General features: G+C 60.0%; 26 protein-coding genes. 14 read left to right on the forward strand and 12 right to left on the reverse strand.

The window, feature by feature from the left end; translation table 11 throughout:
* The first annotated feature begins 99 nt into the window (after window positions 1-99).
* The gene (locus tag AC07V4_RS17845) at window positions 100-1554 is read left to right on the forward strand and encodes a TrkH family potassium uptake protein (protein ID WP_492637863.1); all 1455 of its coding nucleotides are present in this window, start codon (window positions 100-102) and stop codon (window positions 1552-1554) included.
* Here AC07V4_RS17845 and AC07V4_RS17850 read toward each other — a convergent pair.
* Window positions 1511-2569 (reverse strand): AraC family transcriptional regulator, encoded by a 1059-nt coding sequence (locus AC07V4_RS17850; RefSeq protein WP_492637864.1) that lies wholly within the window; start codon window positions 2567-2569, stop codon window positions 1511-1513. The two genes, AC07V4_RS17845 and AC07V4_RS17850, sit on opposite strands and share 44 nt — an antisense overlap.
* Window positions 2570-2729: 160 nt before the next feature.
* Between AC07V4_RS17850 and AC07V4_RS17855 the strand changes: the two genes are divergently transcribed.
* Window positions 2730-3041, forward strand: coding sequence for an Mpo1-like protein (locus AC07V4_RS17855; RefSeq protein WP_492637949.1), 312 nt, complete (start codon window positions 2730-2732; stop codon window positions 3039-3041).
* A 27-nt stretch (window positions 3042-3068) separates the two neighbouring features.
* Here the strand turns inward: AC07V4_RS17855 and AC07V4_RS17860 are convergent, their stop codons facing one another.
* A complete protein-coding gene (locus AC07V4_RS17860) occupies window positions 3069-3365 on the reverse strand; it encodes a hypothetical protein (RefSeq protein ID WP_492637955.1) in 297 nt (98 codons plus the stop codon).
* 26 nt (window positions 3366-3391) lie between these two features.
* Here AC07V4_RS17860 and AC07V4_RS17865 point away from each other — a divergent pair, with 26 nt between their 5' ends.
* Together AC07V4_RS17865 and AC07V4_RS17870 are read left to right on the forward strand one after the other, a co-directional pair.
* Window positions 3392-3574, forward strand: a complete 183-nt coding sequence (locus tag AC07V4_RS17865; protein WP_431751437.1) for a hypothetical protein — start codon at window positions 3392-3394, stop codon at window positions 3572-3574.
* 103 nt (window positions 3575-3677) lie between these two features.
* Window positions 3678-4874: an MFS transporter gene (locus AC07V4_RS17870; RefSeq protein ID WP_492637865.1), complete on the forward strand. Its 1197-nt coding sequence runs from the start codon at window positions 3678-3680 to the stop codon at window positions 4872-4874.
* Here the strand turns inward: AC07V4_RS17870 and arfB are convergent.
* From arfB to AC07V4_RS17885, 3 genes are all read right to left on the reverse strand, one after another.
* Window positions 4871-5284 carry an alternative ribosome rescue aminoacyl-tRNA hydrolase ArfB gene (gene arfB / locus AC07V4_RS17875; protein ID WP_017847165.1) on the reverse strand — a complete coding sequence of 138 codons (414 nt, stop codon included), beginning with the start codon at window positions 5282-5284 and terminating at the stop codon, window positions 4871-4873. The genes AC07V4_RS17870 and arfB overlap by 4 nt on opposite strands.
* A 62-nt stretch (window positions 5285-5346) precedes the next feature.
* Window positions 5347-6501: a hypothetical protein gene (locus AC07V4_RS17880; RefSeq protein WP_492637866.1), complete on the reverse strand. Its 1155-nt coding sequence runs from the start codon at window positions 6499-6501 to the stop codon at window positions 5347-5349.
* A gap of 182 nt (window positions 6502-6683) precedes the next feature.
* The gene (locus tag AC07V4_RS17885; protein ID WP_492637867.1) at window positions 6684-8105 is read right to left on the reverse strand and encodes an amino acid permease; all 1422 of its coding nucleotides are present in this window, start codon (window positions 8103-8105) and stop codon (window positions 6684-6686) included.
* 638 nt (window positions 8106-8743) lie between these two features.
* On the opposite strand from AC07V4_RS17885, the gene AC07V4_RS17890 reads away from it, so the two are divergent.
* Complete coding sequence (locus AC07V4_RS17890; protein WP_003175756.1) at window positions 8744-8881, forward strand: hypothetical protein; 138 nt, start codon at window positions 8744-8746, stop codon at window positions 8879-8881.
* A gap of 72 nt (window positions 8882-8953) precedes the next feature.
* Window positions 8954-9913: a CgnE/CgnB domain-containing protein gene (locus AC07V4_RS17895; RefSeq protein WP_492637868.1), complete on the forward strand. Its 960-nt coding sequence runs from the start codon at window positions 8954-8956 to the stop codon at window positions 9911-9913.
* A 209-nt stretch (window positions 9914-10122) separates the two neighbouring features.
* On the opposite strand, the gene rluB is transcribed toward AC07V4_RS17895, so the two are convergent.
* From rluB to AC07V4_RS17920, 5 genes are all read right to left on the reverse strand, one after another.
* Window positions 10123-11334, reverse strand: a complete 1212-nt coding sequence (gene rluB, locus AC07V4_RS17900) for a 23S rRNA pseudouridine(2605) synthase RluB (protein ID WP_492637869.1) — start codon at window positions 11332-11334, stop codon at window positions 10123-10125.
* A 307-nt stretch (window positions 11335-11641) separates the two neighbouring features.
* On the reverse strand, window positions 11642-12562 hold the full coding sequence (gene scpB, locus AC07V4_RS17905) for an SMC-Scp complex subunit ScpB (RefSeq protein ID WP_492637870.1): 921 nt from the start codon (window positions 12560-12562) through the stop codon (window positions 11642-11644).
* 12 nt (window positions 12563-12574) lie between these two features.
* Window positions 12575-13393 carry a segregation and condensation protein A gene (locus AC07V4_RS17910; protein WP_010208145.1) on the reverse strand — a complete coding sequence of 273 codons (819 nt, stop codon included), beginning with the start codon at window positions 13391-13393 and terminating at the stop codon, window positions 12575-12577.
* Window positions 13394-14023: an L-threonylcarbamoyladenylate synthase gene (locus AC07V4_RS17915; RefSeq protein WP_017139161.1), complete on the reverse strand. Its 630-nt coding sequence runs from the start codon at window positions 14021-14023 to the stop codon at window positions 13394-13396. It lies immediately after the preceding gene.
* A 13-nt stretch (window positions 14024-14036) separates the two neighbouring features.
* Complete coding sequence (locus AC07V4_RS17920; protein ID WP_431749688.1) at window positions 14037-14900, reverse strand: PHP domain-containing protein; 864 nt, start codon at window positions 14898-14900, stop codon at window positions 14037-14039.
* Window positions 14901-14987: 87 nt separating this feature from the next.
* Here AC07V4_RS17920 and AC07V4_RS17925 point away from each other — a divergent pair, with 87 nt between their 5' ends.
* The 7 genes from AC07V4_RS17925 to AC07V4_RS17955 all read left to right on the forward strand — a co-directional run bounded on the left by AC07V4_RS17925 (window position 14988) and on the right by AC07V4_RS17955 (window position 20599).
* A complete protein-coding gene (locus tag AC07V4_RS17925) occupies window positions 14988-15584 on the forward strand; it encodes a septation protein A (protein WP_431749687.1) in 597 nt (198 codons plus the stop codon).
* Between the two features lies 1 nt (window position 15585).
* Window positions 15586-15885 (forward strand): YciI family protein, encoded by a 300-nt coding sequence (locus tag AC07V4_RS17930; protein ID WP_431749686.1) that lies wholly within the window; start codon window positions 15586-15588, stop codon window positions 15883-15885.
* 106 nt (window positions 15886-15991) lie between these two features.
* A complete protein-coding gene (locus AC07V4_RS17935) occupies window positions 15992-16399 on the forward strand; it encodes an SH3 domain-containing protein (protein ID WP_492637871.1) in 408 nt (135 codons plus the stop codon).
* A gap of 7 nt (window positions 16400-16406) precedes the next feature.
* On the forward strand, window positions 16407-17084 hold the full coding sequence (locus AC07V4_RS17940; protein ID WP_431749684.1) for a response regulator transcription factor: 678 nt from the start codon (window positions 16407-16409) through the stop codon (window positions 17082-17084).
* A 251-nt stretch (window positions 17085-17335) separates the two neighbouring features.
* Window positions 17336-17800, forward strand: coding sequence for an LTXXQ domain protein (locus AC07V4_RS17945; protein ID WP_492637872.1), 465 nt, complete (start codon window positions 17336-17338; stop codon window positions 17798-17800).
* A 65-nt stretch (window positions 17801-17865) separates the two neighbouring features.
* Window positions 17866-19209, forward strand: a complete 1344-nt coding sequence (locus AC07V4_RS17950) for a sensor histidine kinase (RefSeq protein WP_492637873.1) — start codon at window positions 17866-17868, stop codon at window positions 19207-19209.
* Window positions 19210-19249: 40 nt separating this feature from the next.
* Window positions 19250-20599, forward strand: a complete 1350-nt coding sequence (locus tag AC07V4_RS17955) for a CoA transferase (RefSeq protein ID WP_492637874.1) — start codon at window positions 19250-19252, stop codon at window positions 20597-20599.
* A 104-nt stretch (window positions 20600-20703) separates the two neighbouring features.
* Here AC07V4_RS17955 and AC07V4_RS17960 read toward each other — a convergent pair whose 3' ends face one another.
* The gene (locus AC07V4_RS17960) at window positions 20704-21567 is read right to left on the reverse strand and encodes a DNA-3-methyladenine glycosylase family protein (protein WP_492637875.1); all 864 of its coding nucleotides are present in this window, start codon (window positions 21565-21567) and stop codon (window positions 20704-20706) included.
* Window positions 21564-22991, reverse strand: a complete 1428-nt coding sequence (arcD, locus tag AC07V4_RS17965) for an arginine-ornithine antiporter (protein ID WP_492637876.1) — start codon at window positions 22989-22991, stop codon at window positions 21564-21566. Before arcD (AC07V4_RS17965) ends, AC07V4_RS17960 begins: the two co-directional genes overlap by 4 nt.
* A gap of 434 nt (window positions 22992-23425) precedes the next feature.
* On the opposite strand from arcD (AC07V4_RS17965), the gene arcD (AC07V4_RS17970) reads away from it, so the two are divergent.
* On the forward strand, window positions 23426-24853 hold the full coding sequence (gene arcD, locus AC07V4_RS17970) for an arginine-ornithine antiporter (protein WP_492637877.1): 1428 nt from the start codon (window positions 23426-23428) through the stop codon (window positions 24851-24853).
* Window positions 24854-24862 lie beyond the last annotated feature (9 nt).

Consider the following 24862-nt stretch of genomic DNA (forward strand, 5'->3'; position numbering starts at 1 on the left):
CCAGCTCCCACATTTGATCTGTGTTGCTCTCAAGCCCGGTTTACATACCCTGCCCCCTAGGTAGAATGGCGCCTCTGCCCTAACACCCGAGCGAACTTCATGGCGTTGCCGACACTACGCATCATCGGTTTCATCATCGGCATCTTCCTGATCACCCTCGCGATCGCCATGGTCGTCCCGATGGCCACCCTGGTGATCTTCGAACGCACCAGCGACCTGCCTTCGTTCCTGTGGGCCAGCCTGATCACCTTTCTCGCCGGCCTGGCCCTGGTTATCCCCGGGCGCCCCGAACACGTCCACCTGCGCCCCCGGGACATGTACCTGCTGACTGTCAGCAGTTGGCTGGTGGTGTGCATCTTCGCCGCGTTGCCGTTTTTGCTGACCCAGCACATCAGCTACACCGACTCGTTTTTTGAAAGCATGTCCGGCATCACCGCCACCGGTTCCACCGTGTTGAGCGGCCTGGACAGTATGTCCCCGGGCATTCTGATGTGGCGCTCGCTCCTGCACTGGCTAGGCGGTATTGGCTTTATTGGCATGGCGGTAGCGATCCTGCCGCTGTTGCGCATCGGTGGCATGCGTCTGTTCCAGACCGAATCCTCGGACCGTTCGGAGAAGGTCATGCCGCGCTCGCACATGGTGGCGCGGCTCATCGTGGCAACGTATGTCGGTATCACCATCTTCGGCAGCCTGGCGTTCTGGTGGGCTGGGATGGGCCTGTTCGATGCGATCAACCATGCAATGTCAGCGATTTCCACCGGAGGGTTCTCCACCTCCGACGAATCCCTGGCCCACTGGAAACAACCGGCGGTGCATTGGGTGGCGGTGGTGGTGATGATTCTTGGCAGCTTGCCATTCACCCTGTATGTGGCCACATTGCGCGGCAATCGCCGGGCGCTGATCAAGGATCAGCAAGTGCAAGGCCTGCTCGCGCTGTTGATCGTGACCTGGCTGGTACTCGGCACCTGGTATTGGTGGACCACCGACTTGCATTGGCTGGATGCGCTGCGCCATGTGGCGGTGAACGTCACCTCGGTGGTCACCACGACTGGCTTTGCGTTGGGGGACTACAGCATCTGGGGCAACTTCTCACTGATGCTGTTCTTCTACCTGGGTTTTGTCGGCGGCTGCTCGGGCTCCACGGCGGGCGGGATCAAGATCTTCCGCTTCCAGGTCGCCTACATCCTGCTCAAAGCCAACTTGAACCAATTGATTCACCCACGGGCGGTGATCAAACAGAAGTACAACGGCCATCGTCTCGACGAAGAAATCGTGCGCTCGATTCTGACGTTCTCGTTTTTCTTCGCCATCACCATCTGTGCCATCGCCCTGGCCCTGTCGCTGCTGGGCCTGGATTGGATGACCGCATTGACGGGCGCCGCCAGTACCGTATCCGGCGTCGGTCCAGGCCTGGGCGAAACCATCGGCCCGTCCGGCAACTTCGCCAGCCTGCCGGACGCGGCCAAGTGGATCCTATCGCTCGGCATGCTGCTGGGACGGCTGGAGATTATTACGGTGTTTGTACTGTGTATTCCGGCGTTCTGGCGTCACTGATCTTCGGCGCCTGCAGCAGCCGCGCGCGGTATTCGCCGGGCGTGACATCGAACCAGCGACGAAACGCGCGAAAGAAATTGCTCGGGTCGGCAAAACCCAACAGGTAGGCAATTTCCAGCAGGGTCATGCTGGGCTGCGCCAGGTACTGCTCGGCCAGTTCGCGACGGGTGTCGTCAAGCAAGGTCTGGAAGCTGGTGCCCTCCTCCTGCAAGCGCCGTTGCAAGGTGCGCTGGGACAGATGCAGGGTCTGGGCCACAATTTCACGCTTGGGCTCGCCCTGGGGCAACAGGCGGCACAGCACCTGACGGGCCTTGTGAGTCACTCGGCTTTCGGAAAAACGTGCCAGGTATTCACCGGCAAACCGATCATGCAACAGCGCCATGGCTTCGTTGGCCGTTGGCAGCGGTGCGTCCATGTCGGCCTGCTCGAAAATCAGCGCGTCATAGGGCGCGTTGAACTCCAGAGGTGCATGGAAGGCTTGTTTGTAGGGCGCCAGATCCGCTGGCTGGGCACCTTGCAACAATACTTTGCGCGGTTGCAGGGTACGGCCGGTGAGCCAGCCGCACAGCGCCAACGCACTGGCCAGCGAGGCTTCGGCACTTTGCCGGGTGGGCGGCAGGTGATCACCATGCACCGTCAGAATCAGCGCATAGCCTTCGGGTAACAGTCGGAAACTCAAGTCGGCGCTTTCGGCGATGATGCGTTGGTAGCGCACCAGGCGCATAAAGCCTTCAGCCAGGGTGTTGCTGGACATCAACGCATAACCGGCCACGTGAAACGACGCCGGGCGCACCACCTTGCCCATGTTCAGGCCAATTGCCGGGTTGCCCGACAACTCCACCGCCCGCTGCCACAGCCGAGTCATGGAGTCTTGCGGAAAACGTGCATCGGGGTCGCTGAGGGCGCTGTAATCCAGGCCCAATTGCTTGAACAACACACGGCAATCCAGGCCGTCCATTTCCAACGCCTTGACTATACCCATCGCCCAGCTTGCAGAAGTTGTTCGTTCGCTCATGGCGTCGTCTTATAAAAGCAGGCTTATCCGGCAGCCAGGAAGCCAAGGATACTAAAGTGGCATCTATTGTCACTGGCTGTTACCACTGATCACTCTAGACTCAAATAAGCTACCCGCCGAACATCTGCTGAGCGGCATGACCGCCAAAGGGTCGACCACCGTGGAAAACGTCAAGCAATTCAATAGCTTCGCCGAGTTCTATCCGTATTACCTGAGCGAACACGGCAACAGCACCTGCCGGCGACTGCACTTTGTCGGCACCACGCTGGTCATCGGGATCCTGGCCTATGCCATTGGCCGTGGCTCTTTGGGCCTGCTGTTGGCCTTACCGATCGCCGGCTACAGCTTTGCCTGGATCGGCCACTTCTTCTTCGAAAAGAACCGCCCGGCGACCTTTCAACACCCGTTCTACAGCCTGTTGGGCGACTTTGTGATGTACCGCGACATGATTCTGGGCAAGGTGCCTTTCTGACCGCTCGACCGTTTCTACAATGAAAGTTCATACATCCGGCGACATAAAAATCTTTTTGTCATTTTCAGTGCTGTATCCTGCCAAGGCTTTTTGAGAGCGCGGAATCACCTGCGATTGAAAAAACAGACCTTGCGAGGAGCGACCCACATGCACGAGATCCCTAATCTCCCCTTCCCAAGCCTGCACCCAACCGAGCAGCCAACACCGCAGCAGGCCAGCAACAAACAGCCTGAGGCCAAAGAAGCAAAACCAGTCGACAGCAAACGCCAGGACTGACGCCGTACCAGACCGTGTGGAAAGCGCAACGTTGAGCGCTTTCCACACTGCCTGAACCGCCCGAGATACCCGCCATGACCGATACCCTCCCTGATTCCCCTGACGCCGCTGTGCTCGACGCTGCCTTGCAGATGGTCGAAGTCTGGAACCGCCTCAGCAGCGAGAAACAAGCTGTACTGCTCAAACGCTTCGGCACCCAGGAAAACGCCTTGGCCGCCCTGGTGACCACGCAACTGCTGGCCCCGACAAAATCCTGATGTGTTCTTGCTTCATCCTTTTTGATATTTGCCGCCCCGCCCGGCCCAAGCGCCGGTATCATTAGCAGCCTATCTTTACCTGCTGCGACAGTGGACCTCTCCCATGCCAGATACCCAGCGCCCCATGGCGGTCACGCTGCAAGTCGTTTCCATCGTGCTGTTCACCTTCATCGGCTACCTCAATATCGGCATTCCACTGGCCGTGTTGCCGGGCTATGTCCATAGTCAGCTGGGCTATGGCGCGGTGATTGCCGGCTTGGTGATCAGCGTGCAGTACCTGGCCACCCTGTTGAGCCGCCCGTATGCGGGCAAGATCATCGACAACCTGGGCAGCAAGCGCGCCGTGTTGATCGGCCTGGTCGGCTGCGGCCTGAGTGGTGTGTTCATGCTGCTCGCCGCCTGGTTTTCCAGCCTGCCGGTCGTCAGCCTGGGTAGCCTGCTGATCGGCCGACTGGTGCTGGGCAGCGCCGAAAGCCTGGTGGGCTCGGGTGCAATCGGTTGGGGCATCGGCCGGGTCGGCGCGGCGAATACGGCCAAGGTCATTTCGTGGAACGGCATCGCCAGTTATGGCGCCCTGGCCGTCGGCGCACCGCTGGGGGTGACACTGGTCGGCCATTTCGGCCTGTGGAGCATGGGCGTCAGCATCATTCTGCTCGCAGTGCTGGGAGTGCTGCTGGCCTGGAACAAGGAGGCAGCTCCGATTGTGGCCGGTGTGCGCCTGCCGTTCATGAATGTGCTGGGGCGCGTGCTGCCCCATGGCTGTGCACTGGCGCTGGGCTCGATAGGCTTTGGCACCATCGCCACCTTCATTACCCTGTATTACACCACCCAACACTGGGATAACGCGGTATGGGCCTTGAGCCTGTTCGGCGCCAGCTTTATCGGCGCACGTTTGCTGTTCGGTAATCTGATCAACCGCATGGGTGGCTTTCGCGTGGCGATTGCCTGTCTGTCGGTGGAAGTCCTCGGCCTGCTGTTGCTGTGGCTCGCACCGGATGCGCACCTGGCCTTGGCCGGCGCGGCGTTGAGCGGATTCGGCTTCTCCCTGGTGTTTCCGGCCTTGGGTGTGGAGGCAGTCAACCTGGTGCCCGCGTCCAGCCGAGGCGCAGCGGTGGGTGCCTATTCGTTGTTCATCGATTTGTCGTTGGGGATCACCGGCCCGCTGGCTGGGGCAGTGGCGTCAGGCTTCGGCTTTGCGTCGATTTTCCTGTTCGCCGCCCTCGCCGCCGCTGGTGGTTTGCTACTGAGCGTGTACCTGTACCGCCAAGCGCCCAAGGCCCGCGAGACACGGGACGCCTAGAAATCAACCTTGCCGCGCCCAGCCTTGATGCTGCCGCGCTTGGTCTTGGACTCCAGGCGACGCTTCTTGGAGCCCAATGTCGGCTTGGTCGGGCGACGTTTCTTCTCAACCTTGGTGGCGCTGAGGATCAGTTCCACCAGACGCTCCAGCGCATCCGCGCGGTTCTGCTCCTGAGTCCGGTATTGCTGGGCCTTGAGCACCAGCACACCGTCGCTGGTGATACGACTGTCACGCAGCGCCAGCAGCCGCTCCTTGTAAAACTCCGGCAGCGATGACGCCGGAATATCAAAACGCAGATGCACCGCGCTCGACACCTTGTTGACGTTCTGCCCACCGGCGCCTTGGGCGCGGATGGCAGTCAGCTCGATCTCGGCGTCGGGCAGGTGGACGTTGTTGGAAATCACCAGCATTGAGGCAGGTCCGCAATTCAGAGGGGCCAGCATACCCGAACCAGCCAATGCCCGACTCACTGTTACCGGTTGGCAAAGGCCTTGTCCAACAGGACCTGGGCCAGCAGTGTCGACCTGATCATGGCCTGGCGATCCGTTGGGTTTTCATTGTTCAGTGTCATCTCGACCCCCGTCACCACTTCAGGGTAGGAATGGGAAAAGATCAGTGCAGGGTCAACCTTTTTAGGCGACAAGCCGTGCAGGTCGTCGCGCATTTTGTCGTAGAAGCCTTGAGCATTGTCTGTAACCTGGTTGCGCATCAGATGGAACACCAATCCCATCAAGGCTTCCCGGCCGCTTTTTTCATCCATCCCACTTGGCCACATTGATTGGCTTTGTGACTGGGCCGCATGCCGAATGGTCGAGGCGACATCCGACGCACCACCCGAAGTACCCAGCATGACGGGCACACCTAGCTCATCGCGCACCTTAGTACCCAGATCGTTGCGCAAATCCGTGCCATGAAGGCTGGTGAAATGATGGGTCTTCACGCCATCCACAACCCGGTTCGACCCCACACGATGCTTAACGGTGTAGGCCTCGACGTCACTGAGCATCGGGTCATGTTCTTTGAGCGCCTCGGCAATCGCCTTGATGCCAAACGCCATTTCTGCACCTTGCTGCGCATGCTCACGGGTCAATGGTCCCTGCTCACCGCAAACCAGCATGGCGTGCAGATTTTTCATGCCCAAGTACAGCCCCCCCTTGCCCTCGCCCGCCAATAGAACATTACCGGGATCATTGCTCGGCGCCAGCAATTCCTTGTGCAGCGCTTCGCGGAACGCAGGATCACTTTTTGAATGAGTCCATAGGCCGCGAACAAGGTGTGCCATATGCGATGACAGTTGTGATGGCGCGGAGTCGTCACGTTGTAAGTCTTTCTCGACACCCATGCCAATGGCCATCTCGGACTCTATGTGTTTGAAGAAATTCTTGGCCCGACGCTCAAGGCTCGATTGGCTTTCGTAGTTGGAGTTCTGCAACGTGTCTTTGACAAAAGCACTGACCAAAGCGTCTTTCTCGGTAGGGGAGTAATTTTCTCCCGCAATCGATACTCCAGTGTGCGGTGTAACTGCATGATTTCCCGGGCTGAGGCGTTTCGTATGATCGCGGCCGAGATCAAAAGATGGTGCTTGTTCGAATGCCAGATTGAAAGGTTGCCCGATAGTAGAACTCACATCTCTCATACGTACCCCCAAGTGATCAGATATTGTTAAAAAACCAACATCTGTTTATGGGCGGCCACGGAATTAGAGTTCCGGAAGCCGGGCAGTCCAATGTAACAAGCAGAGTCATTAACGCTTCAAACACCCGCAAAAAACCCGGCAGTACGCCGGGTTTATTGAATAACGCGAAGGCCCTACTCCAAAACCGTCCCCGCGGCGTCCAAGGCTGCCTGAGCCTTGCGCTTGTTCTTGATCCAGTAACACACCGCCATGAACGCCACCCATACCGGAATCGCATACACCGACACCTGGATGCCCGGAATCATCAGCATGATCACCAGGATAAACGCCACGAACGCCAGGCAGATGTAGTTGCCGTACGGATACCACAGCGCCTTGAACAACGGCACCTGGCCGGTGCGGTTCATGTGCTGGCGGAACTTGAAGTGGGAATAGCTGATCATCGCCCAGTTGATCACCAATGTGGCCACCACCAGCGACATCAACAGCTCCAAGGCATGCTGCGGGATCAGGTAGTTCATCAGTACCGCGACCAAGGTGATCGCCGCCGAGGCAAGGATCGAACGCACCGGCACACCGCGCTTGTCGATTTTCGCCAAGGCCCGTGGTGCATCGCCCTGCTCGGCCATGCCCAGCAGCATGCGACTGTTGCAGTAGGTGCCGCTGTTGTACACCGACAGTGCTGCGGTCAACACCACGAAGTTGAGGATATGCGCAGCGGTGTTGCTACCCAGCATCGAGAACACCTGCACGAACGGGCTGCCGCTGTAGGCATCGCCGGAGGCATTGAGGGTCGCCAGCAGGCTGTCCCACGGTGTCAGCGACAACAGCACCACCAGGGCGCCGATGTAGAAAATCAGGATGCGGTAGATCACCTGATTGATCGCCTTGGGGATCACCGTACGTGGCTGGTCGGCTTCGGCGGCGGTAAAACCGAGCATTTCCAGGCCGCCGAAGGAGAACATGATGATCGCCATGGCCATCACCAGACCGCTGACGCCGTTGGGGAAAAAGCCGCCGTGATCCCACAGGTTGCTGACCGAGGCCTGTGGGCCGCCGCTGCCGCTGACCAGCAGGTAGCTGCCCAAGGCAATCATACCGACGATGGCCACGACCTTGATGATAGCGAACCAGAACTCGGCTTCACCAAAGACTTTGACGTTAGCCAGGTTGATCAAGTTGATCAGCACGAAGAACGCCGCCGCCGAGACCCAGGTCGGGATCTCCGGCCACCAGTAGTGCACATATTTGCCGACGGCCGTCAGCTCGGACATGCCCACCAGAATGTACAAGATCCAGCAGTTCCAGCCCGACAGGAAGCCGGCGAAACCGCCCCAGTACTTGTGGGCAAAGTGGCTGAAGGAACCGGCGACTGGCTCTTCGACGATCATTTCGCCGAGCTGGCGCATGATCATGAAGGCGATGAAGCCGCAAATGGCATAGCCCAGGATCATCGACGGGCCGGCGGATTTGAGCACCCCGGCCGAGCCCAGGAACAGGCCGGTGCCGATGGCGCCGCCGAGGGCGATCAACTGGATATGCCGATTTTTCAGGCCGCGTTTCAGCTCGCCTGAAGAGGAATGGGGTCCACTCATGAAAAGGGTCTCACGCAAGGTTTGATGATGTTGAATGCACGTTGCTGTCTTGAATCTCGACTCAAGCAGCGCCGCTCAAACCCCAGCGCAGGCACCAGGAGTACAGCGTCTTTCTAACGGTCATGCGTCACCTGTTTGTTTTTATCTGTGACGAAATCGAACCCGCCAGGCTCGTGGCCGGGCGGAGTGATCAGGGGTGATGAACCCTGAGGTCTTGGCCTTTTGCGTGGGTACGCAAGGGGGTCACAGTAAAACGCGGCGCATTGTACACCGCTCGACAGCTTCGGGCCGCCCTCTGCGGGTGCACGCGGTAATCTGTCAGGCATTCCTTACAACGTCGCCATACCTAAGAATACGGCGATTTTCTCGTAAATTAATCGTTACAGCGCGGAAAATAAGCGTTACATCTGTCAACAAGCGGAAAAATGTCAGTGGGAAACTTCCGACAAATTACCTTCGCCAGAACGTTGTTTTTTCTCAATAAAAAATTCCAGCGCAAAAACAGAACAAAAAATCCAAATGAGACCGTGTCAATAAATATTTTGCATTCCGAAACACTCTCTCCTAGGTTCTTCCCACTTGCCCAGCGAAGCCCGCTGGCAAGCCGTTCTCAAACAACGTCCTCTAGGAGAAACACCATGCAAGCACTGGAAAACGACCTGGAAACCGAATTGCAACTCGACGATTGGTTTGAAGCACCGACCCATGAGGCCGCCGTTGAAATGATGCAAGCCGATGCCGTTGTGCCATTTGGCACCGCGATGTGGCCTTTCTAAGAAACGGCAGGCATCCGGCAGGTGCCGTGCACGGCACCTGCCCCTTACCCAAGGCACCAAAGGAAGTACGTCATGGACAAGGCCCGCGCCGTCGAACACTTTCTCTACTACCTCGCTCATCACCCCGCCCTCAACGGCCTGAACCGCCCTACCGTGCTGCTGGGCCACACCGAACGCTATGACGCCATCGCCCAGGCGATCACTCACGGCAGCACCGCCCGTTTCAATTTCCAGTTACAGCGCCTGGACCTGGCCGCCAGCGACACCCTGGCCCAAGCCATCGAGGCCTGCGACCTCTACTTGTTTCTCTACGATTCCTCGACCTTGCCCAACCCACGCGCCGAAGGCCCGGACTTTGTCCGCGCACTACAAGGCGTCATGGCCGAGCACTGGAAGAAATCCCTGCTGTTCAAGGATTACGGCGACTACTTCTACGACACTTTCAGCGTAGAGCCCCAGCGTATCGCTGACCTCAACGCCACGCTGATCCGGCGCATGTCCCAGGCCAGCGTGCTGAGTTTTACCGACAAGCACGGCTCGCGCCTGGAGGCCCCGCTGAGCAGCATCAAGAAGTGGACCAATATCAACGGCGTCGGCAACCACGACCTGGCCCCCGGTGAGATTGCCACCCACAGCGAGGCCATCAACGGCCAGGTACGCTTTGTCGGCACCTTCCTCAGCACCATCCCGTTCGCACGTAAATATGGCGTGCTGGCGTCACCGCTGGAGTTGTGGATCGAGAACTCGACCATCTGTAGCGTGGCCAGTGACGTGCCAGGGCTGGCAGATGATTTCAACAAGTACCTGAATGCCAATCCATCGAACCGACGGGTCGAGGAGCTGGGGATTGGTACCAATGAAGGCGTGAAAGATCTGTACGCGCGCAATGCCGGGTTTGAGGAGCGCCACTGCGGGTTGCACCTGGGTTTGGGTGGCGGGCAGAAAGGCAGTCATCACTTGGACCTGATCTTTGCCAGTGGCGTGTTGGCGCTGGATGACAAGCCGGTGTTTGATGGCAACTTTGCCTTTTAGAACCTGAATACCAGAAACGCCGAGATCACTGTGGGAGCTGGCTTGCCTGCGATACAGACACCTCGGTATGCCGATAGACCGCAGTGATGCGATCGCAGGCAAGCCAGCTCCCACACAAACCTGTTTGTACAGTTGAATTGGGCTAGCAGATCTGAGATCAAAAAAAAAACGCCAACCCGAGGGTTGGCGTTTTTTATGCGGCGATTAAATCACTGCGGCTTCTTGCGACCAAAACCAGGACGCTGACCGGAACCGGCCGGAGCGCCACGGCGCTTGCCCGACGGCTCGTCCGCGACCAGTTTTGGGCCTGGGCGCTTGTTCGCCGCGGGCTTGGCTGGACGCTTGGTGCTGGCGTTGTCGGCTGGGCGATCCGCTTCACCACGGTTACTGCGACCACCTGCTGGGGCAGGACGTGGCGCACGTGGAGCACGCTCGCCTTCCTGACGCGATGGCGCGGTTGGGCGGCGCTCGCCTTCGATGTTCGGCTCGCGGGAAATACGACCGCCGGTCGCCGGTGCATTCAGTGCCGGGCGCAGAGTGCGGGCAACGCGTTCGGTACGGGCCACAGGGCGCGACGATTTACGCTGCATACGCTCGAGCTTGTCTTTGCTCTTGGCGTTCATCTGCGGCATCGCGACCGGCGTCAGGCCCACTTCGGCGCTGAGGATGTCGACTTCGTACTGGCTCATTTCGCGCCAGCGGCCCATCGGCAGGTCGGAGTTCAAGAACACCGGGCCGAAACGCACGCGCTTCAAGCGGCTGACCACCAGGCCCTGGGATTCCCACAGTCGACGTACTTCACGGTTACGACCTTCCATCACCACGCAGTGATACCAGTGGTTGAAACCTTCGCCACCCGGTGCCTGCTTGATGTCAGTGAACTTGGCCGGGCCGTCTTCCAGCACCACGCCCGCCTTGAGGCGTTCGATCATCTCGTCATCGACTTCACCGCGTACACGCACGGCGTATTCACGATCCATCTCGTAGGACGGGTGCATCAGGCGGTTGGCCAGCTCACCGTCAGTGGTGAACATCAGCAAGCCGGTGGTGTTGATGTCGAGACGGCCGATGTTGATCCAACGACCTTCTTTCGGTTTTGGCATCTTGTCGAACACGGTTGGACGACCTTCCGGGTCGTCACGGGTGCAGATCTCGCCATCAGGCTTGTTGTACATGATCACGCGGCGCACCGATTCGGCGGCCTCTTCACGCTTGATGACCTTGCCATCAATGGTGATTGCATCGTGCAGGTCGACGCGCTGGCCGAGGGTAGCCTCGACGCCGTTGACCTTGATGCGCTTCTGGGTGATCCAGGCTTCGACGTCGCGGCGCGAGCCCACGCCGATACGCGCCAGCACCTTTTGCAGTTTTTCGCCTGCTGGGCCGATTTCCTGGCTGTCGTTCTGGTCTTTGTCATTCATCTTAAGCACCTCCCGGTGGGTCGATTCAGGCATGGCCTGAAGAGTATTGAAAGCGGGGCTTTGGCCGAATAGATCGGCAAAGGGTCGCGAATCATACGCGCATGACGCGCGTTGCGCATCATAGACTAGTCGATTAGCACCAAGTCATTAACTTTTCCGCCGATCGGTGAGCCTACAGCAGATCAAAATGTGGGAGGGGGCTTGCCCCCGATGGCGGAGGGTCAGTTGATGCATGTGTTGATTGACACACGGCTATCGGGGGCAAGCCCCCTCCCACATGGGTTCTGTGGTGGCCGTTGGATTGGAGTCAGTCTTCGAACTGGCGGCGTTCGTTTTCGATGGCTTCGGCCAGGGCGCGGGCTTCCTCTTCTTCGTCGCTCAGTGGCGGCTGTTCAAGAGCGGCGACGGCGGCCAGGAGTTTTTCCCGGGCTTCGGCGACGCCGAGGATGTCTTCCTCCGGCTCGGGTTCGGGCTCTGGCTCAACGTGTTCCTGAGGTTCAGGCTCGACCGCACCATCACGCAGCAAATCATCGAAATCGGTCTTGATGCCCTGCTCCATGTCGTCCAGTTCCAGCAACAAGGTATGGAAACTGGTCTCGTCCTTGGGCTCCTCCGGCTCGGCGCTGGCATCGGCCAATTCCTGCAGGCTTGCCGGGACCGGAGCGTCGTCGAAATCCAGAACCGGCTCGGCTTCCATCTCACGCAGCTCGGCGAGCGGCGGCAGGTCGTCGAGATTTTTCAGGTTGAAGTGGTCGAGAAACACCTTGGTGGTGGCGAACATCGCCGGTTTGCCGGGCACGTCACGGTAGCCAACGATGCGAATCCACTCGCGCTCCAGCAAGGTCTTGACGATATGGCTGTTGACCGCAACGCCACGTACATCCTCGATCTCGCCCCGGGTTATAGGCTGGCGATAGGCGATCAGCGCCATGGTTTCCAGCATCGCTCGCGAATAACGCTGTGGGCGCTCTTCCCACAAACGACCGACCCACGGGGAGAATTTCTCACGGATCTGCAAGCGATAACCCGACGCCACTTCACGCAGTTCAAACGCACGGCCTTCGCAGGACTTGCGCAGAATCTCCAGCGCCTTCTTGAACACTGGCGGCTCAGGACGCTCGGCTTCTTCAAACAGTTCGAACAGGCGCTCCAGGGATTGCGGCTTGCCCGAGGCCAGGAGAAAGGCTTCCAGCAAGGGCGCCAGTTCGCGGGGTTCAGTCAAATTCATCGATTCAGCTCTTTATTCGGCTCGCGCCCGCACGTGGATAGCCGCAAAAGGCTCATTCTGGACCAGCTCGACCAAGGACTCCTTGACCAGCTCGAGGATCGCCATAAAGGTCACCACCACCCCCAGACGCCCTTCTTCAGCGGTGAACAGCTCAACAAAGGGTACGAAGCCACCGCCCTTCAGACGCTCAAGCACATCGCTCATGCGTTCGCGTGTCGACAGCGCCTCGCGACTGACCTGGTGACTTTCGAACATGTCGCCACGGCGCAGCACTTCGGCCATGGACATCAATAGCTCTTCCAGGCTCACGTCCGGCAACAGCTTGCGCGCCCGCGCTTCCGGTGCATCCAGCTTGGGCACCACCACGTCGCGACCGACCCGGCTCAGGCCGTCGATGCCTTCGGCGGCGGCCTTGAAGCGTTCATACTCCTGCAGGCGGCGGATCAGTTCGGCACGCGGGTCATCCTCTTCGGCTTCGACCGTCTCCGAGCGCGGCAACAGCATGCGTGACTTGATCTCGGCGAGCATGGCCGCCATCACCAGATACTCGGCAGCCAGCTCCAGACGCACCGACTGCATCAATTCGACATAGCCCATGTACTGGCGGGTGATTTCCGCCACCGGGATATCGAGGATGTTGATGTTCTGCTTGCGGATCAGGTACAGCAGCAAGTCCAACGGACCTTCGAAAGCCTCAAGGAAGACTTCCAGGGCGTCCGGCGGAATGTACAGGTCCAGGGGCATTTCCATGACCGCCTGGCCATAGACCATGGCGAACGGCAGTTCCTGCTGGGCGCCGGCCTGGGGATCGACGGTTTCCACGGCCGACATTCAGGCCTCGACCATGAACGGCGTGGGGTCGCCGCAGCCAACACGCACCACTTCCGGTTCGCCGTCGGCCAGGTTGATCACGGTGGAAGCCTTGTTGCCGCCATAGCCGCCGTCAATGATCAAATCGACATGTTTTTCCAGCAGGCGACGCATTTCATAGGGGTCGTACAACGGCTCTTCTTCACCCGGCAGGATCAGCGACACACTCATCAACGGCTCGCCCAGCTCAGCCAACAACGCCAGGGCAATCGGATGTTCCGGTACCCGCAGGCCGATGGTGCGCTTTTTCGGGTGCAGCAACAGGCGCGGCACTTCGCGGGTGGCATTGAGGATGAAGGTGTACGGCCCCGGCGTATGCGCCTTGAGCAGGCGGAAGGTGCCGGTGTCGACCTTGGCGAACAGCCCCAACTGGGACAGGTCGCTGCAGATCAGCGCAAAGTTGTGATTCTTGTCCAGATCACGCAGGCGCCTGACCCGCTCGACCGCACTCTTGTCGCCAATCTGACAACCGATAGCGTAGGAAGAATCCGTTGGGTAGATCACCACACCACCGGCGCGAATAATCTCCACGGCCTGTTTGATCAGGCGCGCTTGCGGGTTTTCCGGATGAATCTGGAAGAATTGACTCACGTGTTCTACCTGTTCAGACGGTGGCAGTAATGGGGTCATGTTTGAATCGCACCGACAAGAGCGGCAGGTCTTCAGGTACCTGGCGATACTCGCCGATTTCGGACCACCCACCTGGACCATGAAAATCACTGCCGGCGCTGACCAGCAGACCAAATTCGCGGGCAAGAATCGCCAGGCTGCCGACCTGCTCGGCGGGTTGGTGCCCGTTGACCACTTCGATTGCGTGGCCGCCCGCTCCAATATAGTCGCCAATCAGCTTGCGGCGCTTGCTGCGGGTGAAATCGTAATGCCAGGGATGCGCCAGGCTGACCCAGGCCCCGGAGGCCCGCAGGGTCTCGACGGTGTCTTCCAGGGTCGGCCAATGCAACTTCACATCGCCCAACTTGCCGGCGCCCAGCCACTTGCGAAAGGCTTCGGCACGGTCTTTGACAAAACCTTCACGCACCATCCAGTCAGCAAAGTGCGGCCGGGCCGGTGCGTTGCCGCTGTCGCCCAGCTCCTGTTGGATAGCGCGGGCACCGTCGAGGGCGTTGGGCATGCCTTTGAGGCTGAGCTTGCGGCTTATTTCTTCGGACCGCAGCCAGCGGCCATCGTGCAATTGAGCGATGGCCTTCACCAGTGGCGGGGCGGCTTGATCGAAACCGTAGCCCAGCACATGAATGGTGGCGCCGCCCCAGGTGCAGGACAATTCCACGCCATTGACCAGTTGCATGCCCAGGGCGTGGGCGGCTTGGCGGGCCTCATCCAGGCCTTCAAGGGTGTCGTGGTCGGTCAACGACAGGACTCGCACGCCTTTTTCAAACGCACGCGCAACCAGTACCGCGGGCGCCAGGGCGCCGTCGGAGGCCGTGCTGTGGCAGTGCAAATCAACATTCACGGGGGTATGTAACCTCAAGTCAGCTGGCGCTTTCGCTACCAAGGATGTTTGTTATTATGCCGCCACATCCAGCTTCTGGCTCTTACTGTGAAACAATTCATCGACTTCATCCCGCTGTTGCTGTTTTTCATCGTTACCAAACTCGACCCCAGGGTCATCGATATCGCCGGCCATGAGCTGTCGTTCGGGGGCATCTACAGCGCCACCGCCGTACTGATCGTCAGCTCGATCGTGGTCTATGGAGCCATCTTCATCTCCCAGCGCAAGCTGGAGAAAAGCCAATGGCTGACCTTGGTTGCGTGCCTCGTATTCGGCGGCTTGACCCTGGCCTTCCACAGCGAAACCTTCCTTAAATGGAAAGCCCCCGTGGTGAACTGGCTGTTCGCCCTGGTGTTTATCGGCAGCCACTTCATCGGTGACCGCCTGTTGATCAAGCGAATCATGGGCCATGCACTGACCCTGCCGGAACCGGTGTGGACACGTTTGAACGTGGCCTGGATCGTGTTCTTCCTGTTTTGTGGTGCCGCCAACCTGTTCGTGGCCTTTACCTTCCAGGACTACTGGGTCGACTTCAAGGTCTTCGGCAGCCTGGGCATGACCGTATTGTTCCTGATCGGCCAGGGTATCTACCTGTCGCGTCACCTGCATGACACCGCCCCTACCACGCCGAAAACCGAGGACTGACATGCTCTACGCCATCATCGCCACCGACGTCGCCAACTCCCTGGAAAAACGCCTGGGCGTACGCCCCGCCCACCTGGAGCGTCTGAACGTGCTGCAAGCCGAAGGTCGCCTCGTGCTGGCTGGCCCGCACCCGGCTGTCGACAGCAATGACCCGGGCGCGGCCGGTTTCACCGGCAGCCTGGTCGTTGCCGAGTTCGCCTCCCTGGAGGCAGCACAGGCGTGGGCCAAAGCCGATCCGTATGTGGCGGCAGGTGTCTACGCTGACGTCGTGATCAAGCCGTTCAAACAAGTCCTGCCGTAACCCAAGGAACGTCGAACCTATTCGGTTCGGCGTACTCCTAATGACTCATCATTCCCGGTAACCTGCCGACAACGTTCTGAATATTCGTGTGGAATCAGGAGTTCCGATGCGCTTACGTCAGTTGTGTCTGTTGGCAGTGTTAATGATCGGGGCTACGGCCCACGCTGAAGAAACCTCGAACACCGGCAGCTCCACGCCCCTGTCCTTGAGTGCCAGCGCCCAGATCACCGAGTTGCAGCAACGCTTGAAAGAAAGCGAACGGCTGCGGGATGAACTGAGCAAACAACTGCAAAGCGCAGATGCTGCCCGCGAAAGCGCCCAACTGAATCGCTTGCGCCAGGAGAACCAACGCCTGGCCCAGCAACTCAAAGAAACACAGGGCGGTGCCTTGACCCGTTGGCTGACCGAACAACAACAGTGGTTCGTCACCGGCGGGGCAGTCGCGCTGATCGCCTTACTGTGCGGGATCTTCGCCAGCGGTGGGCACCGTCGCCGTCGACAATGGCTAAATTGAGTGAGTCATGAGCGAGCTGTTACTGATAGATGATGACCAGGAGCTCTGCGAGCTGCTGACCAGTTGGCTGAGCCAGGAAGGCTTTCACGTGCGCGCCTGCCACGACGGCTTGAGCGCCCGCAAAGCCTTGGCCGACGCAGCCCCAGCGGCCGTAGTGCTCGACGTGATGCTGCCCGACGGCAGCGGCCTGGAATTGCTCAAGCAATTGCGCAACGACCACCCGGAGCTGCCAGTACTGATGCTCTCGGCCCGTGGCGAACCGCTGGACCGCATCCTTGGCCTGGAGCTCGGTGCCGACGATTACCTGGCCAAACCCTGCGACCCGCGGGAACTCACCGCCCGTCTGCGCGCCGTGCTGCGCCGCAGCCACCCGGCGGCCGTGTCGACGCAGATGGAACTCGGCGACCTGTGCTTCAGCCCGGTACGCGGTGTAGTCAGCATTGATGAACAGGAGTTCGCCCTCACCGTCTCTGAAAGCCGCCTGCTGGAAGCCTTGCTGCGCCAACCCGGCGAGCCGCTGGACAAGCAGGAACTGGCGCAGATTGCCCTGGGGCGCAAGTTGACGTTGTACGACCGCAGCCTGGACATGCACGTCAGCAACCTGCGCAGGAAGATCGGCCCACACCCGGATGGCCGGCCACGGATCGTGGCGCTGCGCAGCCGCGGCTATTACTACAGCCTCTGAACACGCTGCAGAACCTCTGTGGGAGCTGGCTTGCCTGCGATGGCGGTGGGTCAGCCAGCATCAATGTGATTGAAAGACCGCTATCGCAGGCAAGCCAGCTCCCACATTTGACCTCCTTGATCTCTAGGGTTTTGTCAGCCTCGATAAAAACCCTCTTTACCCAAGCTTTACCGTCCCCTGACCGCCGCTGACCTTGATCTCCGTAATCTACTCACATCCGGACTCACCGGAATAGAGACAGGAGAATCACCATGCGCAAGACCCTTATCGCTCTGATGTTCGCCGCTGCCCTGCCGACCGTTGCCATGGCCGCCATGCCAGAAGGCCCAGGCCCGATGGGCGGCCCTGAAGGTCACATGATGGGTGGCCCGGGCCACGGCGGTGAACACGGTCCACGCGGCAAAGGCGGCCCATTCAGCCAATTGGATCTGAGCAAAGAGCAGCGCCAGCAAATCGGCAAACTGATGGGCGACCAATGGCACGCTCGCAAAGACCTGGTCAAAAAGTACCTGGACAAACTCCCGGCCGCCGACCAGAAAGCCATGCAGGATGAGATTGCCGCCGGCAAGCAGAAAACCCAGGCCGACATCCGTGCCGTGCTGAAACCCGATCAACAGAAGAAATTAGACGAGATCGTGAAAAAACAAGCCGAGCGCCGTGCCGAGTGGAAGGAATTCCAGGCCTGGAAAGCCCAACAGCCGCAAAAAGCGCAATAATGATCTAGCTTTACCTCCCCAGCCCAGCGGCCCCCCGCTGGGCTTTTCCTGTTTGAGGGTTTCCTGTGCGCTCATTGTTCTGGCGGATTCTGGCCAGTTTCTGGCTGGCCATCGCCCTGGTTGCCGGGTTATCGATCCTGCTTGGGCACATGTTGAATCAAGATGCCTGGATTCTCAGCCGTCATCCGGGCCTCAACAACCTGGCGCAGGAGTGGACACAGCTCTATGAAGCCCAGGGCGAGGATGCTGCCCAGGACCTGCTGCAACAGCGCAAGCGCCAATACCACATCGACGTGCAAGTGCTGAACGAAAGCGGCGACCCGGTGGTACGTGGCACCTTCCCACGTCGTGCCGCCGCGTTCGAAGCCCGGCAGAACGACAGCAAGGACGGCCACCTGCCATGGCGACGACTGACGGCCGAGTACACCAGCGAAAAAACCGGTGACACCTACCTGCTGATCTACCGCATTCCTCACCCGGAACTGGATGCCTGGCACCGCAGCAGTCTGATGTGGCCGCTGAGTGCCTTGGCGATTGCCCTGGTGGTGCTGACCTTGTTCAGCCTGCTGGTGACGCTGTCCATTACCCGTCCGCTCAGCCGTCTACGCGGCGCGGTGCATGATCTCGGCCAGGCCACTTACCAGCAAAACAGCCTGGCGCAACTGGCCAACCGCCGCGATGAGTTCGGTGTGCTGGCCACTGATTTCAACCGTATGGGCGCGCGCCTGCAAAGCCTGATCGGCAGCCAGCGCCAGTTGCTGCGCGATGTGTCCCACGAACTGCGCTCGCCCCTGGCCCGCTTGCGCATCGCCCTGGCCCTGGCCGAACGCTCCAGCCCCGAAGAGCGCGAGCGCCTGTGGCCACGCCTGACCCGCGAATGCGACCGCCTGGAAGCGCTGATCAGCGAAATCCTGGTGCTGGCCCGCGTGGATGCGGACAACGCCAGTGCCGAAGAGGTCGACCTGAACCCGCTGCTCAAAACCTTGCAAAAGGACGCCCAACTCGGCGCACCGGAGCAGGAAGTCGCCCTGAGCGCCGACACCGACCTGCACCTCAAAGGCTGGCCGACCATGATCGAGCGGGCCGTGGATAACCTGCTGCGCAATGCCCAGCGCTTCAACCCACCGGGGCAGCCCATCGAGTTGCAGGCCCAACGCCAGGGTGAGCGCATTCTGATCAGCGTGCGCGACCATGGCCCCGGCGTTGAGGCCGAACACCTGAGCCAATTGGGCGAGCCGTTCTACCGCGCGCCCGGCCAGACCGCCCAGGGCCACGGCCTCGGCCTGGCCATCGCCCGGCGTGCAGCAGAACGCCATGGCGGCAGCCTGCTGCTGGCCAACCACCCCGACGGCGGTTTTATCGCCCGTATCGACCTGCCGTTGGAACCGGGGGTTGTCACACCGGTGTGATGATCTTCTATAGTGGCCCTTCTCTTACGGAGGGCCTTTGATGACTGACCTGCTGACTCCCATCCAAGCCGCACTCGATCTGCCGCAAACACCACCAACTTTTACGGAAACGGGCGCCCTGCCCTCAACGTTTGCCGTGACCGATTTGGCCAGCGCCAGCATCGGCGCCGCCGGCCAGGCCGTCGCGCAACTTATCCAACAACAGACCGGGCGCTTGCCCAGTGTCACGGTGGACCGGCGCCTGGCGTCCTTCTGGTTCTCGTCTTCGATTCGCCCGGTGGGCTGGCAAGTGCCGCCGCTGTGGGACCCAGTGGCAGGCGACTATGCCAGTGCCGATGGCTGGATTCGGCTGCACACCAATGCGCCTCATCATCGTGCAGCCGCCGAGCGGGTGTTGGGCAAAGTCGCCGACCGTACCGACATGGCCAGCAAAGTAACTGCATGGAACGCCGCCGAGCTGGAACAGGCGATTGTCGACGCCGGCGGTTGCGCCGCACAGATGCGCTCCTGGCAAGCCTGGCAAACCCACCCTCAAGGGCAGGCGGTGAATGCCGAGGCATTGGTGCAGCGACGAATCTTCGACACCCTCAGCGATAAACCCTGGCTCGGCTCGGTCGCGCGCCCCTTGGCCGGCGTCAAGGTGCTGGACCTCACCCGCGTATTGGCCGGCCCCGCCGCCAGCCGCTTCCTGGCGGGGCTCGGCGCCGACGTGCTGCGCATCGACTCACCCAGCTGGAACGAACCCGGCGTGGTACCGGAAATGACCCTGGGCAAACGCTGCGCCCGTCTTGACCTGAAAAGCACCGGGGGCCGACTGCTTTTCGAAAACTTGCTCAAGGACGCCGACATCCTGTTCCACGGCTACCGCGCCGACGCCCTGGAGCAATTAGGCTACAGCGCCGATGAACTGCAACGGCTGGCTCCCGGCCTGATCGACGCCAGCCTCAACGCTTACGGCTGGAGCGGGCCGTGGCGCAACCGTCGTGGTTTCGACAGCCTGGTGCAGATGAGCAGTGGGATTGCCGATGCGGGCATGGCTTGGCAACAGGCGAATAAACCGGTGCCGCTGCCGTTGCAGGCGCTGGATCACGCCACCGGGTATTTGCTGGCGGCCAGTGCGATTCAGGCGTTGAGTGAGCGCCTGAAAACCGGGCGTGGCGGTTCGACGCGGTTGTCGTTGGCGCGCACGGCGAAGTTGTTGGTGGATGCGGGACAAGTCCCCGAACAGCCGGCACTTCGCGCTGAGGCACCGAACGATCAAGGCTTGGTGGTGGAGCAGACGGCCTGGGGCCCTGCGCATCGCCTACTGGCGCCGTTGTCCATCAGTGGGACGCCATTGCAGTGGGATTTGCCTGCAGGGGAATTGGGTTCACACCGACCGCAGTGGTGATCTGAGGAGCGCTATAGGGGGCAAGCCCCCTCCCACACTTGAATGTGCTCACCAATCAAAATGTGGGAGGGGGCTTGCCCCCGATGAGGCCAGTACAAGCACCCTCAATCCCCTCGGCTCAGTGATGTCCATAAATGCTGCGCCGCATAAGCCCGCAACGGCCGCCAAGCCTCAGCGCGCGCCAACAACTGCCGCGCCGTAACCGGCCCACCCTCCAGCGCCGCCAGCGCATTGATCAAGCCGATATCGCCCGACGCAAACGCATCCGCCTCGCGCATCTGGCGCATGGCGATGTACTGCGCGGTCCAGTCACCAATCCCCGGCAGAGCCACCAGCCGCGCCACGCCTTCCTTGAGGCTGGCCTTGGGCTCGAACACATCGGGATCATCCAGCAGGGCCTGGGCAACCCCCGACAAGGTACGCCCTCGTGCCTTGGGCATGCCCAAAGTCGCCAGGTCTGCCTCTGCCAGGACTTGGGCCGTGGGGAAAACGTGTGTGATCCCGGCATGGGGCGTTTCTACTGGCTGACCGTATTGCGCCACCAACTTGCCCGCCAAACGAATCGCCGCAACCACCGTAATCTGCTGCCCCAACACCGCACGAATGGCCAGCTCCAACCCATCCCAAGAGCCCGGAACACGAAGGCCGGGACGTGTGGCAAGCAGCGCGGCCATCAACGGGTCGACGGCCAGTTGCGCGTGGATCAACGCGGGCTGGGCATCCAGATCGAACATCGTCCTCAAGCGCCTCTCGATCTCGGGGAACGCCTGAGCATCAGGCAACGCCACGTCGACCTCCAGCCAATCACCCGCGCCCGGCGCCACACTGATCCAGCCCTGCTGCCCGCCGACACTGATGCTGCGCCGATAAATGCCGTCGGCTACCGTCTCCAACCCGGTAATCGCGCGCATCGCCAGAAAATCCACCATCGCCGTCCAGTCATAGGGCGGCTGATACGCCAGTCTCACAACGACAACACCCCGCTGTACAACCCGTACGCCGCCAACCCTGCGCCGGCGATCACGCCGCTGAAAATGCCTTTTTCCATCAGGGTAAACAAGGGACGACCCTGCTCGCGCTTGGCCAAGGCGAACAGAATCACTCCCGGCGCGTATAGCAATGCCGACAGCAGCAGGTATTTCAGCCCCCCGGCGTAGAGCAGCCAGACGGCATAGCTGAGAGCGATCAACCCCACCAGCAAATCCTGCATGCGTCGGCGTTGGGCGCCTTCATAGGTTTCACCGCGTCCGCTCAGTAGCACGGCATAGGCCGCCGACCACAGGTACGGCACCAGAATCATCGAAGACGCGAGGTAGATCAGCGTGGTGTAGGTGCTTTGGGAAAACAGCGTAATCACCAGGAACACCTGGATCATCACGTTGGTGAGCCACAGGGCGTTGACCGGCACCTGGTTGGCGTTTTCCTTTTTCAGGAAGGCCGGCATGGTATTGTCCTGGGCTGTGGCGTAAAGGATCTCGGCGCAGAGCAACGCCCACGACAGCAAAGCCCCCAGCAATGACACCGCGAGCCCGATGCTGATTGCCATCGCGCCCCACGGCCCGACGATATGCTCCAGCACGCCCGCCAGAGACGGGTTCTGCAGTTGCGCCAACTCCGGCTGGCTCATGATGCCCAGGGACAACACATTCACCAGCACCAGCAGCGCCAGCACGCCGAGAAAGCCGATCACCGTGGCCCGCCCCACATCGGCGCGTTTCTCGGCTCGCGCCGAGTACACGCTGGCGCCTTCGATGCCGATAAACACGAACACCGTGACCAGCATCATGTGGCGCACCTGATCCACCACGCTGCCGATCTGCGGGTTGCCCAGGCCCCAGATGTCGCGGGTGAAAACATCCGCCTTGAACGCCACGGCGGCGATCACGATAAACATCAACAGCGGCACAATCTTCGCCACCGTGGTGATCTGGTTGATGAACGCCGCCTCCTTGATTCCGCGCATCACCAAAAAATGTACCGCCCACAGCAGCAACGACGCGCAGCCGATGGCGACCGGCGTATTGCCCTGGCCGAACACCGGAAAAAAGTAGCCGAGGGTGCTGAACAGCAACACGAAATAACCGACATTGCCCATCCACGCACTGATCCAGTAACCCCACGCCGACGAAAATCCCATGTAGTCGCCGAACCCGGCCTTGGCATAGGCATACACCCCGGAATCCAGCTCGGGCTTGCGGTTGGCGAGGGTCTGGAACACAAAAGCGAGGGTCAGCATGCCGACCGCGGTGATGGCCCAACCGATCAACACCGCCCCCACCTCGGCGCGGGCGGCCATGTTCTGTGGCAGGGAGAAAATCCCACCACCAATCATCGACCCCACCACCAAGGCAATCAGGGCACTGAGTCGCAGTTTCTGCGCCGGTTGGGACATGAACACTCCTGAATGAACAACAACTTGAGCTGACAACTGCGCACTCAGCTAATTAACTCAGCGAGTGTAGCGTTTATTAGAGATGGCGATAAAACCCATACGCTCATAACGTAATGGCATGTCATTTAATAAAGTTTAGGCTTATTTAGAATTTAAATACTGCAATCTTGAGCACCCCACAAACATCCTTCAAAAAGTTTGCACATTCGAAAATACGGTCTAGCTTCAAACGTCCATGCCCCTGACTAATTGATTAACCACAAGGGAGATAGCGCTCTAAAAAGCGCCTCTTCGAGGATTTTCATCGCCCACGAACTCCCACCCTAAGTCATTAATTCACAATGGAATGTGCCAATGAAGTGATCTGAGTCAGCTGTTTGATTAGCGCACGGAATTATTCTGTGGTCTCTCTTCTCCTGCATTGGAGTCATGCAATGTCTGAAACTCCCGGAAAACTTCGACTCGGCGCGTTGGTTGCACTTGTCGTGGGCTCGATGATTGGTGGAGGGATCTTTTCCTTACCCCAAAACATGGCTGCCAGCGCCGATGTAGGCGCTGTTTTGATCGGCTGGTTCATCACCGCCATCGGCATGCTGACCCTCGCTTTCGTATTCCAGACCCTCGCCAATCGCAAACCCGACCTCGACGGTGGTGTCTACGCCTACGCCAAGGCCGGTTTCGGCGACTACATGGGTTTCTCCTCCGCCTGGGGTTACTGGATCAGTGCCTGGCTGGGTAACGTCGGCTATTTCGTCTTGCTGTTCAGCACCCTCGGTTACTTCTTCCCGATCTTCGGCGAAGGCAATACGCCTGCCGCCGTGATCGGTGCATCGGTGCTGCTGTGGGCCGTGCACTTCCTGGTGCTGCGCGGGATCAAGGAAGCGGCGTTCATCAACCTGGTGACCACCGTCGCCAAGGTGGTACCGCTGCTGCTGTTCGTACTGATCGCGCTGTTCGCGTTCAAGCTGGACATCTTCACCGCCGACATCTGGGGTGTGAAAAACCCGGACCTGGGCAGCGTGATGAACCAGGTGCGCAACATGATGCTGGTCACTGTGTGGGTGTTCATCGGCATCGAAGGCGCGAGCATCTTCTCGTCCCGAGCGGAAAAACGCAGCGACGTGGGCAAGGCCACCGTGATCGGTTTTATCACCGTGCTGCTGTTCTTGATGCTGGTGAACGTACTGTCCCTGGGCATCATGACCCAGCCGGAACTGGCCAAGCTGCAAAACCCATCGATGGCTGCCGTGCTGGAACATGTGGTGGGCCACTGGGGCGCAGTGCTGATCAGCGTCGGCTTGATCATCTCGCTGCTGGGGGCGTTGTTGTCGTGGGTGCTGCTGTGTGCGGAGATCATGTTCGCCGCCGCCAAGGACCACACCATGCCGGAGTTCCTGCGCAAGGAAAACGCCAACCATGTACCGGTCAACGCCCTGTGGCTGACCAACGCGATGGTGCAGCTGTTCCTGGTGATCACGCTGTTTTCCGCCAGCACCTACCTGTCGCTGATCTACCTCGCCACCTCGATGATCCTGGTGCCTTACCTCTGGTCGGCGGCTTACGCCCTGCTGCTGGCGGTGCGCGGCGAGACCTACGAAAACGCCCTGCGCGAACGCAAGAAAGACCTGTTCATCGGCGCCATCGCCCTGATCTACGCGATCTGGCTGCTCTACGCCGGAGGCACCAAATACCTGCTGCTCTCCGCCCTGCTCTATGCCCCCGGCGCGATCCTGTTCGCCAAGGCCAAGCATGAATTGGGCAAACCGATTTTCACCAACGTCGAGAAGCTGATTTTCGCCGCAGTGGTCATTGGCGCCCTGGTGGCGGCCTATGGACTCTACGACGGCTTCCTGACCCTGTAACACCCGAAT

Source organism: Pseudomonas sp. GW821-FHT03A09 (assembly GCF_059421065.1).